This window comes from Variovorax sp. P4_B10, from assembly GCF_056402375.1.
The window spans coordinates 1-16,041 of the sequence record NZ_JBFUHN010000076.1; the positions used below are offsets into that span (position 1 = coordinate 1).

Annotated in this window: 17 protein-coding genes and 1 pseudogene; 8 read left to right on the top strand and 10 right to left on the bottom strand. The window is 64.1% G+C overall.

The genetic code is table 11. The features are described from left to right. From AC1DXX_RS26745 to AC1DXX_RS26755, 3 genes are all read left to right on the top strand, one after another. On the top strand, positions 1–976 hold a 976-nt coding region (locus AC1DXX_RS26745), incomplete at its 5' end, for a DUF2345 domain-containing protein (RefSeq protein WP_478137245.1). Further along, complete coding sequence (locus AC1DXX_RS26750; RefSeq protein ID WP_478137246.1) at positions 973–2,550, top strand: hypothetical protein; 1,578 nt, start codon at positions 973–975, stop codon at positions 2,548–2,550. The genes AC1DXX_RS26745 and AC1DXX_RS26750, both read left to right, overlap by 4 nt. Before the next feature lie 8 nt (positions 2,551–2,558). Continuing rightward, the gene (locus AC1DXX_RS26755; protein ID WP_478137247.1) at positions 2,559–3,551 is read left to right on the top strand and encodes a PoNe immunity protein domain-containing protein; all 993 of its coding nucleotides are present in this window, start codon (positions 2,559–2,561) and stop codon (positions 3,549–3,551) included. Positions 3,552–3,674: 123 nt separating this feature from the next. Here AC1DXX_RS26755 and AC1DXX_RS26760 read toward each other — a convergent pair whose 3' ends face one another. After that, entirely contained in the window at positions 3,675–4,640 is a 966-nt protein-coding gene (locus AC1DXX_RS26760) for a LysR family transcriptional regulator (protein WP_478137248.1), read from the bottom strand. A gap of 103 nt (positions 4,641–4,743) precedes the next feature. Between AC1DXX_RS26760 and AC1DXX_RS26765 the strand changes: the two genes are divergently transcribed. Further along, a complete protein-coding gene (locus AC1DXX_RS26765; protein ID WP_478137249.1) occupies positions 4,744–5,118 on the top strand; it encodes a nuclear transport factor 2 family protein in 375 nt (124 codons plus the stop codon). Between the two features lie 15 nt (positions 5,119–5,133). Then, positions 5,134–5,955, top strand: coding sequence for an MBL fold metallo-hydrolase (locus tag AC1DXX_RS26770; protein ID WP_478137250.1), 822 nt, complete (start codon positions 5,134–5,136; stop codon positions 5,953–5,955). Between the two features lie 26 nt (positions 5,956–5,981). Here the strand turns inward: AC1DXX_RS26770 and AC1DXX_RS26775 are convergent, their stop codons facing one another. The 8 genes and pseudogenes from AC1DXX_RS26775 to AC1DXX_RS26810 form a co-directional block, all read right to left on the bottom strand. Then, on the bottom strand, positions 5,982–6,917 hold the full coding sequence (locus AC1DXX_RS26775) for an SMP-30/gluconolactonase/LRE family protein (protein WP_478137251.1): 936 nt from the start codon (positions 6,915–6,917) through the stop codon (positions 5,982–5,984). Positions 6,918–6,938: 21 nt separating this feature from the next. Further along, on the bottom strand, positions 6,939–7,832 hold the full coding sequence (locus AC1DXX_RS26780; RefSeq protein ID WP_478137252.1) for an amidohydrolase family protein: 894 nt from the start codon (positions 7,830–7,832) through the stop codon (positions 6,939–6,941). 8 nt (positions 7,833–7,840) lie between these two features. Then, positions 7,841–8,797, bottom strand: a complete 957-nt coding sequence (locus tag AC1DXX_RS26785; protein WP_478137253.1) for a tripartite tricarboxylate transporter substrate binding protein — start codon at positions 8,795–8,797, stop codon at positions 7,841–7,843. Positions 8,798–8,820: 23 nt separating this feature from the next. Beyond that, complete coding sequence (locus tag AC1DXX_RS26790; protein WP_478137254.1) at positions 8,821–9,807, bottom strand: Bug family tripartite tricarboxylate transporter substrate binding protein; 987 nt, start codon at positions 9,805–9,807, stop codon at positions 8,821–8,823. A 49-nt stretch (positions 9,808–9,856) separates the two neighbouring features. Continuing rightward, on the bottom strand, positions 9,857–10,783 hold the full coding sequence (locus AC1DXX_RS26795; RefSeq protein ID WP_478137255.1) for an NAD(P)-dependent oxidoreductase: 927 nt from the start codon (positions 10,781–10,783) through the stop codon (positions 9,857–9,859). Continuing rightward, positions 10,780–11,469 (bottom strand): RraA family protein, encoded by a 690-nt coding sequence (locus AC1DXX_RS26800; RefSeq protein ID WP_478137256.1) that lies wholly within the window; start codon positions 11,467–11,469, stop codon positions 10,780–10,782. The genes AC1DXX_RS26795 and AC1DXX_RS26800 overlap by 4 nt, the downstream gene beginning before the upstream one ends. Positions 11,470–11,521: 52 nt before the next feature. Continuing rightward, positions 11,522–11,798, bottom strand: a pseudogene (locus AC1DXX_RS26805) (tripartite tricarboxylate transporter substrate binding protein); the annotation flags it as partial. Between the two features lie 6 nt (positions 11,799–11,804). Beyond that, positions 11,805–12,791, bottom strand: coding sequence for a Bug family tripartite tricarboxylate transporter substrate binding protein (locus AC1DXX_RS26810; protein WP_478137257.1), 987 nt, complete (start codon positions 12,789–12,791; stop codon positions 11,805–11,807). Between the two features lie 108 nt (positions 12,792–12,899). Here AC1DXX_RS26810 and AC1DXX_RS26815 point away from each other — a divergent pair, with 108 nt between their 5' ends. After that, positions 12,900–13,706 (top strand): IclR family transcriptional regulator, encoded by an 807-nt coding sequence (locus tag AC1DXX_RS26815; RefSeq protein WP_478137258.1) that lies wholly within the window; start codon positions 12,900–12,902, stop codon positions 13,704–13,706. Positions 13,707–13,834: 128 nt separating this feature from the next. Next, positions 13,835–14,413: a nucleotidyltransferase family protein gene (locus AC1DXX_RS26820; protein WP_478137259.1), complete on the top strand. Its 579-nt coding sequence runs from the start codon at positions 13,835–13,837 to the stop codon at positions 14,411–14,413. Positions 14,414–14,542: 129 nt separating this feature from the next. Here the strand turns inward: AC1DXX_RS26820 and AC1DXX_RS26825 are convergent, their stop codons facing one another. Continuing rightward, a complete protein-coding gene (locus AC1DXX_RS26825; protein WP_478137260.1) occupies positions 14,543–14,836 on the bottom strand; it encodes an excalibur calcium-binding domain-containing protein in 294 nt (97 codons plus the stop codon). Positions 14,837–14,932: 96 nt separating this feature from the next. Here AC1DXX_RS26825 and AC1DXX_RS26830 point away from each other — a divergent pair, with 96 nt between their 5' ends. Next, the gene (locus AC1DXX_RS26830; protein WP_478137261.1) at positions 14,933–16,036 is read left to right on the top strand and encodes an SMP-30/gluconolactonase/LRE family protein; all 1,104 of its coding nucleotides are present in this window, start codon (positions 14,933–14,935) and stop codon (positions 16,034–16,036) included. Positions 16,037–16,041: the final 5 nt, after the last annotated feature.

Here is a 16,041-nt window from a genome sequence, read left to right on the forward strand (position 1 = left end):
GCTGGCCGGCGCATTGCGCGAAGCGCAGAACCTGTCGGACGCGGCCGGCGGCGCCAAGGCGCTGGCGCTGGGTGCGACGGCGCTGCTGCAACCGCTCATCGACGACCTCGATCCGAAGAAGAACGGCCACTACCCCGGCAGCGTCAACGGCCAGGATGCGCGGGAGCCGAAAGGCGGGGAAGGCGCGGATTCACGGCAGGGACAAGATTCCGTGCCGGCCTTCGCCCGACCGCTCATGGTGCTCGACGCGGCCATGAGCCTGAACATGGCCACGCCCGCGAGCGCCACGGTGTATGCGGGCGAAGCGATCCACTGGACCGCGCAGGAGCAGGCGCACCTGGCCGCGGGCAAGACAGTGAGTTTTGCGGCTGGCAAGTCCGTGGGGCTCTACAGCCACGAAGGCGGCATCCAGGTCATCGCGCAGGACGGGCCGGTGAGCGTGCAGGCGCACACGGACGAACTCGAATGGCTGGCGAAGGAGGGCTTCACGGTCACCAGCAGCAACGACGAGATCCACGTGCTGGCCAAGCAGAAGATCACGCTCAAGGGTGGGCAGACCAGCATCGAGCTCGATGGCATGAACATCACGCTGAAGATGCCGGGGCTGCTGGATGTGAAGGGGACCAGCAAGAGTTTCGTGGGGCCGAAGGGGAGTCCGGCGGAGCTGCCGCATCTGCCCACCGGAGCGATCAACGAAGCGCAACACTTCATCGAGTTGAACCACCACTACGACGATCTGGAGCCCGTCAAAGGGGCCGCTTACAAGCTCATCTTCGACAACGGCGCGGTCATTCGCGGCAAACTCGATGACAACGGCTTCGCGCGCCATGACGGCGTGCCGCCGGGATCGGCGAAAGTCGTCTGGGGCGAGGACGAGCGCAAGTGGGATGGCGAATCGAAGCGGCCGAATGACCGTTTCGGTGCAGCCGGCGATGCCGATGCGGCCATTGCGCTGGTGAAGGGGCTGATGTCGTGATTCCCCGCACCATTCCTATTCAGCAGGTCAAGCCGAACTTGTCGGATGCTGTTCGCATGGCGGTGGTGGAGGTCGAACGCTTTCTGGGGCTCTTCTATCCCGTGGAGGCCATCCGGCAAACGGACGCAGCCAAAGCGGTCGCGGGCCAGTGGCTGTCGCGCGTCAAGGGTTTCCATAACGACGATGACTTCCTGCACCTGACGCGTGACTTTCTCGGCTTTGCGCTCAGCGGCGGAGAGCGCTCGCAGGTGTCCGATCAACTGGCGTACTACTTCTCGGGCTTCATGCCCAGCTACGGCGCTGCCTGCACATTGTTGGGCATGGCGGCAGACAGCCGACCATGGAGCGAAGTGCAGGCCTTCATGCACAGCCAGAGTTATGGCGATGCGCGAAAGCACATCGAAACCTTCGATTGGGCGGGTGGCAAGAAGAAGGCGCAGGCCGAGGTTGATGCGTGGAAGGGGATTCTGCAGAAGCAGGTCAGGGGTATCGAGATGGCTGCATACGGAGAGCCGGTCTTGCTGGCACAGGCCAACCCGCAGCCTTTGCCGAATGCGCCCGTGACGGATATACCTCCGGCCAACGAGCCCTACATGCCCAGGGCGAGGCCGCCATTGCGTCTCGTACCGCCAGTGGAGCCGCCTCCCGTGGCGGGGCCCGGTGCTGGCGCTGCCGCACGAGGCGCGTTGGCATTGCTGGCCGAGCCAGCGGCGATCGTGCTGTTCGTGCTGGTGATCGTGCTGACTCCCAGCAATGCATTCCAGAAGAACACGGAGGACGAAGACCTGCGACGCTGGCGTGCTGAATACGAGAAGAAAAATCAGCTGCCCATTCCGGACGCGCCTCCTCAAGCGGATGCCGTGACGGACACGGCCAACAACGATTGCAAGCCGCAGGGTGAGGAGAACAAGAAGAACGGAGCCGAATGTGAAGACGATGGCTACGTGCTAATGGAGCAGGTGCTGCAATACAGGCGCTTGGTCAATCCGCCAAAGGGCAAGGGCCTGGACGGTTTGTTCGAGAAGTCGATTCCGTTCAATCAACCCAATCCGATGCCCTTGACCGTCGCGGTGCCGAAGCCGGGCAAGTTGGTCTTCATTCCGCCGAGTGACAAGCCGCCGCAGACGCGATATGACTATGTGGCGACAGAACTAAAGAAGCCCGCTTCCTCGATGTATCCGAAGTTCGTGGTGTTCGAGGCTAAGCACATTGCCAAGAACTTCGATCCGGCGGATATGGAGGGTATTCAGAGAGAAGCTAAAAATCGTTTGGGGAATACTTGCGACGGCACACAGATGAATGAAGCTTGGACCGAAAAGAGGATCCCACAAGCACTAGGTCGCAAGGACGGCGGCCTGACATCCGCGCAACAGAAGTTAAAAATAGATCAGATCGACATTGCAGGGTATGCGCGCTGGCTCTTCATTTGTCTGCCCGGACCTCTAGGCAGCGCGACGCCCTCGAAGCTTTATATCTTTATCGATGTGGTGGCCTCTGGCATAGATCTGGAGAGTCGACCGCCAAGGCCACGTAAGCCTAGGAAGTCAACARCTGGTAGCGGCAACGAGCTTTAGGAATTTACATGGCTTTCAAAGATGTTCGTCGGCAGAGATTCCTGGACGAAAAAAGATATTCTGCGACGCAGGAGTGGCTTGAGGACGGTGTCAGACGCGCCCGGAAGATTCTTGCCGAAGAAGAACTGACGCCGAGTGCGCAGGGGCGACTCAGATGGCGAATTGCCTCGGAAGGACTGGAGCTTCTGATCCTGCACTACACGGCAGGTCGATCCGTTGATGAGCTTAGAAATCGGCTCCCCCAGGTCATTGAAGACTTCGATACATATGTCGGGGGCGAAATTTCGCCTCGCCTCATGGCGCCTCCTCGGAACGTCGCAGACACTTTGGAAATCACTCAGCTTGAGGCATATGTCTATGTGTTCTGGCTGTTGTCCCTGAGCAAGCTGCTCGGCCAGGACGCATTGATCCCTAGGGTGATGAAGTGGGTCGACAAAACCTATGACTTCAACCGGGGGCGCGACATCTTGTTTGAGAACGTGGTGCGGGCATTGACTGGGACACATGTGGAGGCAGAGAAGGTCTTGCTCCATCCTCAGCCCTATCGGCCCTTGGGACGCGCTACGGTATTCGCACCAGAAGACCGAGCCGCCCTTGTAAAGGAGTTCGTGGAGGCTTGGTACAAGGATATGAAGCCGTGCTACTGGCATGGCACGCACGCCGAGAGGGAAGGTACGTCCTACTTTGGCTATTGGGCTTTTGAGGCCGCGCTTGTCACTGTGCTCTGGAACATCGACGACAGCAGCTATCGAGACCACTTGGTCTATCCGAAGGACCTTGTGGATTGGGCGCGCGAGCATCGAACAGAGGCCCTGCCTTCCGGACCGGATCGCACACCCGGTGGCGAGTCGTGCCCGCAGGCAGGCTGGTGGTTCACACCTGCACTGAAGGGAAGTCGGCGTTATTTCAAACAAGGTGAGGTGATGCCCGTTATTGAGGGCAGTGATTACGGTTCAACCTTCTGGCAATGGGATGTTGATCAGTCTGCACCGAAGCTCTGAGACTCCAGTTCGAGGTGGCACAAGAAAAGGCACGGCGCCAATCCCTCCTGGGGCATTCTCCGCCTGGCTACAACGACGCGGAAACCATCGACGAGATCAGCGGCGTCTGACTCGGTGTCGGCGTCAAGATGACATGGCCAGTCGCTTTCCCTGGAAAGCGCCACGGCCCTCCGATTGCGGCCCAGGCATCATGCTGGCGACAAAGTCGATGAACGCTCTTACCTTGGCCGGAACGTGGTTCCGACTGGGGTAGTAGACGTAAAGAGGGAACGTCTCGTCGGGCCAGTCCGTCAGAACTGGCTCCAGCGTGCCCGCACGCAGGTGCGTGTCGATTCCGAGGTCGATCACCTGGGCGATCCCGTAGCCTGCGAGGCAGGCCCCAATTTTGGTCCCCGCATCCGTGACTGTCAGGTTCCCGCTAACGGCCACCTTCACCTTCTCGTTGCCACGCCAGAACTCCCATTCGAAGGGTCTGCCGGTAGCCGGGTCGATGGCCAGGATGCATTCATGGCCATCATCGACCAGATCCTTCGGCGACTTCGGTCGACCGCGTTGCTCCAGGTAGGACGGCGCGGCCACGGTCAGGATCCGCGGGCTGTATAGCCTGCGACAGACCAAGGTTGAAACGGATGGCGGTCCAAACCGTATGCCGAGATCAAATCCGTCGCTCACCAAGTCCGAGATGTCGTTCCTGGTCTCCAGCTTCAGTTGAAGAGCAGGGTGGGCTTTCAGGAACTGGGCCAACTCCGGTGCCAACACAAGGCGGGCGAACGCGGCATCGCACGCCACACGGAGTGTTCCGTTGACGACCGAGGTCTGGTCCGAGGCTCCGACAGTCGCCTCTTCAATCCCCTGGAGCAACGGCAGCACCTTTGACAACAGCGCATGCCCAGCGTCCGTCACTTCGACGTGTCGGCTGGTGCGATGCACGAGCTTTGCGCGCAGGCGGTCCTCCAATCGTTGGACAGCGCGACTCACTGCAGGCTGAGTCTTGCCCAGACGAGATGCAGCACGACCAAAGCTCTTGGATTCGGCTACGGCTGCAAGGGCAAGCAAGCCGCCTACAAGTCCTCCATCGAGGTCTTCCATGATCTATGTGTTCCTGTAATGGGAGCGATAACCGAATCGCAGTAGCCGAGGGCGGGGGGATCTTTCACTATACGAGTCCTTCGACTATTCACGAAAGCCAGCAATGACACAGATCCAAGCCGTAATCGCCTTGATCGAGGACTATTTCAATTTGGCGTACGAGCCGAAGAGCCGTGACTTCAACAAGATCTTCCACCCGACCTGTCTCGTCCAGTGGGTTCAAGAAGGCCAACTGAACACCTTGTCGTCGCGGGACTATGCGGCGCTCATCAACGGGAGGCTGAGTCCTCAATCGACTGGTGCGCCCAGGGATGAGGCGATCCTCTCCATGGAGAACATCTCGGACAGTCTTTCAACGGCAACAGTGAGGGTGCGAATTGGACAGAAGCTGTTCAACGATCACTTCGTCCTGCACAAGGTGGAGGGCAGCTGGCTGATAACAACCAAGGCGTCCTTCGTAGTGCGTACGTTCGACTGAAGTGCGGAGCTGCACATGCGCAAGGCCGAGGATGTCAAAGGGGCGGGGGAGCACTTCGTCAAGTTCGCTCTGGGAAAAACGACGGTCATCGGTCTCCGGGACGGCTACGTGGACATGCCCACCACGCGCCTTCGGAAGCCTGACGGGCAGCCGTTCCGAGGAGATCTGCCGCCATCGATTCCGCTGGTGGACGGAAAGTTTCGGCTGTCCGTGAATGCGTTCCTCATCATCGACGGCGAAAACCACATCTTGATCGACACCGGTGCGGCGGACTCTTGGGGGCCGACGATGGGAAGGCTGCTCCGGTCCATGCAAGAGGCAGGCGTTGACCCCAGCCTGGTGGACACCGTGGCGATTACCCATACACACGAGGACCACGTGAACGGTCTGGTGGCTGCCGGCGGCTCGAACGCGTTCCCCAAGCTCAAGCGGCTGTTCGTCCCCTCGCAGGCGATACCTCTCTTCGACAAGATCGACCGGCTTGCGCGGTTTCGGAACGTGCGCGTCGCCATTGGCGATGGGTTCAAGATCGGACGATCGGTGACGTCGGTGAGCGCGTTGGGCCACGAGCTCGGGCACACAGCCTACGAGGTGAAGGGCGGCGGCAGCACTTTGCTGATTTGGGGAGATACCGTCCATGTGCCGGCAGCGCAGTTCGATCGGCCCGAGTTGGCTTGGGAGTTTGATGCTGACCAAGACAAGGCGCGCGCATCCAGGTTGCGCCTCTTGCAGCGTTCGAGCAAGCCTGGCCACTTCATCGCCGGCGCCCACCTGGAATTCCCGGGCGTCGGATATGTGACAAGGCAAGCCGACGGGTATCGGTTCACTCCCGTCTGATGAAATCGACGAAACGCGCAGCCGATTTACCTGCCAGCTGTCGGGGACGACAAGCGATGCAGCCCAACGCCTGGTGCGTCAAGTGCCAGCATCAAGACGTCCCCGTGCGTGGAGTCGGTGACGAACAGCGTCGACCTGCCCGGCCCACCGAAGGCGATGTTCGTCGTCGAAGCGCCGGCGGGGCCGCGCAGCACCATGACGGGCTCGGCGCGCGTGTTGAGCACCCACACATAGCCCAGGCCAGGATTGGCCACCAGGACCCGCCCTTGCGTGTCGACCGCAAGTCCGTCGGGGCCGCTGGGCCCGTAGGACGTGAAGAACTGGCTCACCTTGGCGACGCTCCCGTCGGCCAGCAGCGGCACGCGCCAGACGCAGTTGCCGCGCGTCACCGCAAGATAGAGCACCTTGCCGTCCGGCGAGAGGGCCACACCATTCGGGCTGGGTACGTTGGACAACAGCAGGTCGAGCTGCCCGTCGGGTCTCAGGCGATACAGGCGGCCCGACGGGTCGTGCAGCCCGCTCTGGCCCTGGTCGGTGAAGTAGACGTTGCCCTGCGCATCGAGCACCAAGTCGTTCACGCCCTTGAAGCTCTCGGTGTTGCGCCGCTGAAGATGCGGCGTGACACGGCCGGTTCGCACGTCCACCCGCATCAGGCCATTCTTGTAGTCAGTGACGAGCAGGGTGTATGCGTCGACGAACTTCATGCCGTTCGGCTCGCCGTCGTACTCGGCGACCAGTGTCCATTCGCCCAATGTGTCGATGCGGAAGATCCGGCCGAAAGGGATGTCCGAGACGTAGAGGTTGCCGTCGTCGTCGAACACAGGCCCTTCGAGGAAGGAGTCAGTCACCTGGCCGCCACGGTTGGCATCGGCCCAGACGCTGGGCTCCGGGCGCCGGAAGGACTCGGGCATGCTGGTGAAGGTCTGCAGGTCCAGCACCTGGGGCGCTTGCAAGAGGTACACGTCGGTCTCCTCGGCGATCAATCAGGCCGTTGCGAAGCCATAGAGCCTCGCGGGGTTGTCGACCAGGATACGGTCCCGCACGGCGGCGGCGCTGTCGTCGCACCACGCCGACAGCACGTCCGCCAGGTCGGCGTCGTTGACGGTCCCTGGCGTCTCGGTGGTGTGAGGCCAGTCGCTGCCCCAGACCAGCCGCTCCGGCGCTGCCTTGACCAGCGCACGGCCCAGCGCGAAGGCATCCTGGTAGGCGGGCGCCCCGTCGCGTGATCGCATGTAGACGCCCGACAGCTTCATCCATGTGTTGCCGCCATCGAGCAGCCGGCGCGCCACCGCAAACGCCGCGCCATCGACACCGTCGGCAGGGTCGATGCGGGCCATGTGGTCTATCACCAGCGGCACCGGGAGCTGCGCGAGTATCGGCGCGAGCGCCACCAGTTGTTCGGGCTGCATGAAGACCTGGATGTGCCAGCCCAGCCGGGCCACCTTGCGTGCCAGGGTCGTCAGCATCTCGGGCGTGGTGACGCCCCATGACTGCGGCGTCACGAAGTTCACGCGCAAGCCGCAGATGCGATGCGCTGCCAGGCGGTCGAGCTCGTCGTCGGACACGTCCTGACCGACGACTGCGATGCCGCGCGCACGCTCGCCCAGTTGCGCGAGCGCATCGAGCGTGCAGGCGTTGTCCGTGCCGTAGGTCGAGGGATTGACGACCACCGTGCGCGAAGTGCCGAGCCGCTGCTGCAACAGGCGATAGGCCGCCACCTCGGCCCGCGGCGGCTGGCGCTTCCAGTGCGGCGACGCGGCGAAGCGCGGATCGAAGATGTGCATGTGGCTGTCGCAGGCGTCGGCGGGCAATCCTGGCGCAGGCCGGTTCAGGCCCACCAAATGGGGAACCGGCTGCGCGTCAGAGGTGGGGTCCATGGCTGTCTTCAGTCGAGCTTGATGTTGCCCTTGCGGATCACTTCCGCCCATTTCGCATCTTCCTTCTTCAGGAAGTCGGCGAATTCGGATGGCGTCGAGCCGACCGGCTGCACGCCCACGTCCACGAAGCGCCGCTTCACTTCGTCATTCTTCAGGACATCGACCACCGCCTTGTGAAGCTTGTCGGCGATGGGCGCGGGCGTGCCGGCCGGCAGGAGCAGGCCGTTCCACTCGTAGGCCTCGTAGCCGGGCGCCACGGTTTCGGCGATGGTCGGCACCTCGGGCAGGCGCGCGGAGCGCTGCGGCGACGACACCGCCAGCGCGCGCAGCTTGCCGGAAGACACGAGCGGATACGACGCCGCGATGGTGCTGAACATGAAGTCGACCTGGCCACCCATGACGTCGGAGATGGCGGGGCCGCCGCTCTTGTAGCCGACGTGCACCATGTCGAGCCCGAGCCGCTGGCGCAGCAGCTCCGCCGCAAGCCGCTGCACGGTGCCGCTTCCGCCCGATGCGAAGTTGAGCTTTCCGGGTTCGGCCTTTGCCCGGTCCGCGAGGTCCTTGATGCTCTTCACCGGCGACTCCGCGCGGACGATCACGATGTTGGGCGCCAGCGCGACGAGCGCCAGCGGCTGCAAGGCGTTGCCGGCGTACGGCATGCGAGGAAAGAGGTGCGGATTGATCGAGTAGGGCGTGGCGTCGTAGAGCACGGTGTAGCCGTCGGGCGCCGCCTTGGCGGCAAAGCTCGCGCCGATGGTTCCGCTGGCGCCTGGCCTGTTGTCGACGATCACGCTGGTGCCCAGCTTCTCGCCCATGCGCACCGCCAGCACGCGCGCCAGCGCGTCCGCGGAGCCGCCCGGTGCATACGGCACGACGAGCGTGATGGGGCGGTCCGGAAAGGCGGCCTGTGCGGACGCGGCGGCGGCAAAGAGGCATGCGGCGAGCATGCATCGGATGGCTTTCATCATGGGTTCCTTGGGATGTGCGGTCATTCGGTCTTGAGGTCGAGCGTTCGGGCCAGCTCGCCGTAGAGCTTGACCTCGCGCGCCAGTTGCGCGCCGAAGGCTTCGGCGCAGGTGTTCTGCGCTTCCATGCCGAGCGAGCGCAGCTTCTCCTGCGTGGCCGGCGCTTGCGCAAACTCGGTGGCTGCGCGGCGCAGCACCGCCAGGACTTCCGGCGGCGTCCTGGCGGGCGCGAGCAGGCCGTACCACGCGTCGGCCGTGTAGCCCTTGACGCCCACTTCCTCGAAAGTCGGCACGTCCGGCAGCAGTGCCGAGCGCTTCGGCGCCGCCACGGCCAGGGCCGCCAGCTTGCCCGACTGCACCTGGGCGAGCACCGAGCCCAGCGTGGCGAAAGAACTGTCGACCTGGCCGCCCATGAGATCGGTCGTTGCCTGCGCCGCGCCCTTGTACGGAATGTGGTTCATGGACGTGCCTGTCAGCCGCGTGAACTGCGCGCTCGCGAAATGCCCCGAGCTGCCCGAACCCGGCGTGGCATAGGTGCGCTTGCCCGGCTCGGCCTTGACCGCCTGCAGGAAGGCGCCGAACGACTTGACGGGCATCGATGGCCCGACGACCAGCACCGTTGGACTCACGGCGAGCGAGCACACCGGGGCGAACGACCGCACGGCGTCGAACTTGACCCGCTGGCTGTAGAGCGCCGGGATCATCGTGTGATTCGTTGCACCCAATAGCAGGGTGTAGCCGTCCGCCGGCGCGGCAGCCACTGCTTCGGCCGCCAGGATGGTGTTGGCACCGGGCTTGTTGTCCACGATGAAGGGCTGGCCCAGGGCGCGCGATGCGTGGTCGGCAAAGGCGCGCGCCACGACGTCGGTGGGGCCGCCTGCTGAAAAGCCGACGAGGATGCGCACCGGCTTGGCCGGCCAGGTCTGCGCATGCGCTGCTGCCAGCGCGGCCCCCAGCCCGATCAGCCCGATCGCGACCACCGCTCGGCGGGCGGTTCTGTCTCTGTTCATTTCTTGTCTCCTTGTTCTGGTCCGGATGGTGCCGCCTTGCGGCTGCGCCTCAGGCGTTCGTCGTCTGGCGGGCGAGCACCTGCAGCAGATTCTTCGCCGCACCGACGCCCATGTTCACGTAGGCATCGCTGGTCACGCCGCCAATGTGCGGGCTCAGCACGAAGTTCTTCTCGCCCTGGAACGGATGGCCCGGTGTCATCGGCTCGACCGCGAAGCTGTCCAGTCCGGCCATGGCCACCTGGCCGGAGCGGACCGCCGCCAGCAGCGAAGCCTCTTCGATCAGGCCGCCTCGTGCCGTATTGATGACGATCACGCCGCGCTTGCACCGTGCCAGCGTCTGCGCATTGAGCAGCCCGCGGTTGTCGTCCGTCAACGGGCAGTGCAGTGAAATGGCATCGGATTCGGCCCAGAGGGTTGCCAGGTCCACGGCTTGTACATAAGCCGGAAGGCTCTTGGCGTAAGGGTCGAATCCAAGCACGCGCATGCCGAGCGCATCGGCCATGCGCGCGAAACGCAGCCCGATGGCGCCGAGCCCGATGAGGCCGATGGTGCGGCCGCCGAGTTCGAGGCTCTTGTGCGTCGCCTTGTCCCAATGGCCGGCATGCATGCGGGCGTCCAGCGCCACCACCGACTTGGCGCAGGCCAGGAGCAACGCGAGCGCCTGCTCGGCCACCGCCGCGGCGTTGGCGCCCGCGGCCGCGACCACTTCGATGCCGCGCGCCTGTGCCGCCGTCTTGTCGATCGTGTCCGTGCCGCTGCCATGCTTGGAGATCACCTTGAGCGAGGGGGCCGCGTCCATGACGGCCGGGCCCACCTTGCCGTAGCGCACGATGATGGCCACGGGGTCGTGGGCGCGGCACAGGGCGACGAGGTCGTCCTCGGTCGGCGTCTTGCCCGCGTAGATGACTTCGTATCCTTCGAGGAGGGCGAGGGCCTGTGGCGCGAGGTCCGCGCCGGTCACGAGGATGGCAGTCACAGCGTTTCGCCCTCCTTCAGGACGCCTGCCGTGCGCAGGGCTGCATCGAGCCACTTGGCGGCGGTGTTTCCGTCCTTGATGGCGGCAATGCGTGCGGCCTCGTCCTCGACCTTCTTCGCCGCGAGCGGCAACAGCGACTCGATTTTTTCGCGCTCCACTACGACCACGCCGTCGCCATCACCGACGATGAAGTCGCCCGGATGCACCGTGACGCCACCGATCGACACGGGATGGCCGATGCGTCCGCCGATGTTCTTGGTCGGCCCGTTCGGATTGGTGCCGACGCAGAACACCGGGAAGTCCATCTCGTCGATCTCGTTGCTGTCGCGGCAGGCCCCGTCGATGACCACGCCGGCAATGCCGACCTGCTTGCAGGCGGTCATCATGATCGTGCCCATGAGCGCGGAGGTCTGGTCGCCCTTGCCGTCGATCACGAGCACGTCGCCAGGCTTCGCCATGGCCATGGCGGCATGGATCATCAGGTTGTCGCCGGGGCGCACTTCCACCGTGATCGCGGTGCCGGCCAGCTTCATGCGCGGACGCAGCGCCTTGATCCGGCCGTCCACGGCGCCGCGGCGTCCGGCCACGTCGGCCAGGATGGCCGGCTGGAATGCTGCAGCCTGCGCCACGATGTGCGCGGGCACGCGCTCGAAGTTGCGGACGATGTCGGGAAGGGGCGATGACATGGGAGTGCTTTCAGAAGTGATGGAGGTAAAAAGAGGTGAAGAAGAAAGGGGCTCACTCCGGCCTGATGCCGGCGTCCTTGATGACCTTGGCCCACTTGGCCAGGTCCGCTTTCTGGGTGTCCGCGAGCTGCTGCGGCGTGCTGCCGACGAGGGTGACGCCAAGCTTGTCGGCCATCGCGACGATCTCCGGATCCTTGAGGTGGCGCACCACCTCGCCATGGAGCCGCTGGACCACGGAGGGCCTTCAGCCGCGCCGCCGACGTGACGGCCAGTGCTCTCAGCTGGCCGCTCTGGATGTGCGGCAATGCCGCGACCGCCGGCGCGAACATGCCGGTTCAATCCAGCTTGATGCCCGAGGCCTTGACGATCGCGCCCCAGCGAACCCCATCGGTGCGGATCAGGGATGTGAACTTCTCGGGCGGGCCGGACATCACCTCTGCACCTTGCGCTGCAAGCTTCTTCTGTACGTCGGGCGTGGCGAGCGCCTTGTTGAAAGCCGCATTGAGCCGGGTGATCGCGTCCTTCGGCATGGCCGCGGGGCCTGCCACGCCGAACCAGGTGACGGCCTCGAAATCCTTGTAGCCCGACTCGGCCATGGTCGGCACGTCAGGCAAGTCCCGGTTGCGTTGCAGCGAAGTCACGGCCAGCGCGCGCAACTGGCCGCTCTTGATCTGCGCGATCAAGGTCGGCACCGACGAGATGTACATCTGGATCTGGCCGCCGACGAGGTCGGTCAGGCCTTGCGATGCGCCCTTGTAGGGGACGTGCGTGAACTGGACGCCCGCGGCCTTCTGGAACTGCTCGGTGGCAAGGTGGGCCACCGTGCCGTTGCCCGAGCTCGCGTAGTTGAGTGCGGTGGGCTTGGCCTTGGCGGCGGCGACCACGTCCGACAGCTTCTTGTAGGGCGATGCGGCGGACACCACCAGCACCAGCGGTGCAGAAGCGACGAGGCCGACCGCGGCCAGGTCCTTCGCCGGGTCGTAGGGCAGCTTGGCATAGAGCGACGGATTGATCGCGAGGTTGCTGGTCTGCCCCAGCACCAGCGTGTAGCCGTCCGGGTTGGCCTTGGCCGCCGCGTCGACACCGATGTTGCCGCCGGAGCCGGGCTTGTTGTCGATGACGATGGTCCAGCCCTCCGAGGTCGCGACCTTGTTCGCTACCTCGCGGGCGATGATGTCCGTGCCGCCGCCCGGCGGGAACGGCACCACGAGGCGGATGGGGCGCGCCGGATAGCCCTGCGCCAGCGTCATGCCGGAAGCGAGCAGAAGTGCGAGGCCGAGGGCCGCGCGGCGGGGAATGGAGCCGAGGCTCGAGGTATGCATTGTTTGTCTCCGGATCGTTCGTCGAGTGCTTGCGAGCGGTGTTCCCAAGCGTGAAGCGACTTTAGATTTGCGTTCCGTTCCATACAATGGTGGTCCACCATACGGACCATGGACCACTGTGTGAAACAAGTTTCAGCACCCAAAGCCAAACGTGCAGAGGTGATCGAGTTGCCACGCGAGGTGGACTCGGAGGTTGCCGGCGGAGTGACGGCGGTCACCCGAGCCCTGCAGTTGCTCGATGCCTTCGGAATGCAGGACGAGCGCCTGTCGCTGGCCGAACTGACCCGTCGCAGCCGCATGCACAAGACAACCGCACTGCGGCTGCTGCGCACACTGGCGCTTGCCGGCTACGTGGTGCAGCGCGACGACGGCGAATGGCGGCTCGGCCCCGCGGCAGGCTGGCTCGGAGCCCGCTATCAAGCCAGCTTCGATGCCAACAACGTTGTGGAGCCCATGTTGCTCGCCCTGTCGCAGGCCACAGGGGAGAGCGCGGCGTTCTATGTGCGCGAAGGAAACTCCAGGACTTGCCTGGCGCGCGTGGAAGGACCGCAACCCATTCGGCACCACGCACGGATGGGCGCGATGCTTCCCCTGGACAAGGGGTCACCAGGGCGCGTGATCCTTGCGTTCTCCGGCGAACCCGGAAAGCTGTATGAAGACATCCGCAAGAAGGGCTATCACTTCTCCATCGGCGAGCGCGAGAAAAACGTGGCGACCGTGTCGGCACCGGTATTCGGCTTGCGTTGGGCGTTGCTGGGCTCGGTGTGCATTTCCGGCCCCGCGGACCGGTTGCCCAAGGCAAAGCTGCTCGGCCATGCGAAGACGATCATGAAGGCCGCGAACGAACTCTCCTATGCGCTGGCCGGTCGGCCTACCGCGCAGACACCGGCCGTCGTCTCGACCTGGCATCCCTAGACGGATTCGATGGGTCCAACGAGTTGTTCGCTTGTTTGACGCCCGCTCATCTATATTCAACCCGCTCCCTCCGAGCTGCACACACGCCAGTTTCCGCCGCCCATGYCCGSCGCCGCTTCCTTCACGCCATGCAAGAACGTTTCATYGMCGACATYCTCAAGAATCGCAACAACCGGGCAATCCTTGATCGATGGCATGCCCTGKCCCTCCCGGACGGTTGGCTGGTCGCCGGCTGCCTTTTTCAGACGGTRTGGAACCTGCGGKCKGGSTGTGCGCCGGAGGCGGGYATCAAGGAYTACGACCTGTTCTACTTCGACGCCRRCGACACGAGCGAYGCRGGKGAGAKTYGCGTGCAAGCGCGAGTCGATGAAGCGCTKGGTGATCTCGGCATCACAGTCGAAGCATCGAACCAGGCGCGCGTTCATCTCTGGTACGAATCGTATTTCGGCCACCCCTACGAGGCACTGAGCAGCGCCTGCGACGGAATCGAYCGCTTCCTTGTTCCGGCTACGTGCGTCGGTGTTCGACCCGGCGAGCTCTATGCGCCGAACGGCCTCTCCATGCTGTACGACGGCGTACTGACAATGAACCCGCTCATGCCGCATCGCGAGCTGTTCAATGAAAAAGCCGCGTCGTATCGCACGCGATGGCCGTGGCTGCAGATTCAGCCAGACTGTCTTCCTCACGCTGAGGCTGCACCACGCTAAGCGTTCCGTGCACTGAGTGGCACATCGCCCCGTCGCGCCAGTCCTGCGAGCGCCTCGCCGCGGATCTCAGCATCATGATGCGCATCAACTGTCGCTGGGTTCGCGTCCTGAACGAACGCTCCATTCTTCTCAACGGCACCACTGTTGCTCGCAAGGCACCCCATCGTTGTTGCCATCCATCTTCACGCCCGGGCAGTTCTTCAAAAAGTAGGTGGCCTCGGCGCACGAGGTCATCTGCGAGCAGTACTTGCGGCCATCGCAAGAGAAGCTCGCTACCGAAGGCGAAGCGCTCGGTTTGCTGGAGAAATTGAGCGCCGGGGATGGCGCCTCCCGCTGCGTGGCCGAGAGCTTCCTGGCCTGGTAGTGCTCGTAGCCTTTCCAGGCACCGAACATCAAGAGCGCAATCACGAGCAGTCGCATCATGTTCCGTCTCCTCCGCCTCCTGGCGTGTTTGCGCGAGCTTACTTGAGCCCATCAAAAGCGGCCAGAATCGCGAATCCCCCCAAGAGCAAAGAACACATGCTGAAGAAAACTCTTGTCTTACTCGGCCTGCTGCTGCTCGCAGCCATCGCCTACCTCGCGTTGTGGCCCGTGCCCGTCAAGCCCGTCACCTGGTCCGCCCCCACCGACCCCGGCTACACCGGCGCCTTCGCGGTGAACGACAAGCTCGCGCACCTCAACATGATCGACCTCGGCCGCGAGGAGGGCCCGGAGCACATCGCCATCGGCCCCGACGGCAAGCTCTACACCACGGTGCTGAGCGGCAACATCCTTCGCATGAACCCCGACGGCACCGCGCAAGAGGCGTTCGTCAACACGGGTGGCCGCGTGCTCGGTTTCGACTTCGATTCAACCGGCAATCTCATCGCGGCCGATGCCATCAAGGGGCTGCTGTCGATCAGCCCCACAAAGCAGATCACCGTGCTCACCAACCAGGTCGACGGCCAGCCGATCCGCTATGCCGACGGCGTGGTAGTGGCGCGCAGCGGCACGATGTATTTCACCGATGCATCGACGCGCTTCGCGCCGGCCGCGTGGGGCGGCACCTTCGAGGCCAGCGTGCTCGACATCCTCGAGCAATCCGCCACGGGCAGGGTGCTGGCCTACGACCCGGCCACCAAGGCCACGCGCGTCGTCGTGCGCGGCCTCGCGTTCGCGAACGGCCTGGCATTGAGCGCCGACGAGAAGAGCCTGTTCGTCGCCGAGACCGGCAAGTACCGGGTCTGGAAGATCAGCGTCGAAGCGCGCAATCTCGACGCCGCTGCGGGCACGAACCCCCAGGCCGCAGTGCTGCTCGACAACCTGCCCGGCTACCCCGATAACCTCATGCGCGGGCTCGATGGCAAGATCTGGGTGGGCCTGGTGAAGCCGCGCAACCCGACCATCGACAAGCTGGCCGACAAGCCCTTCCTGCGCAGCGTGACGATGCGCTTGCCGCGCGCGCTGTGGCCGGTGCCGAAGGCCTATGGCCACGTGGTGGCGTTCAGCGAAGACGGCAAGGTGCTGGCCAGCCTGCAGGATGCGACGGGCGCCTACCCCGAGACCACGGCCGTCACCGAAACGCGCGAACGGCTCTATGTGCAGAGCCTGCATGCCAAGGGGTTGGGCTGGCTGAAGCGTTAGGGTCT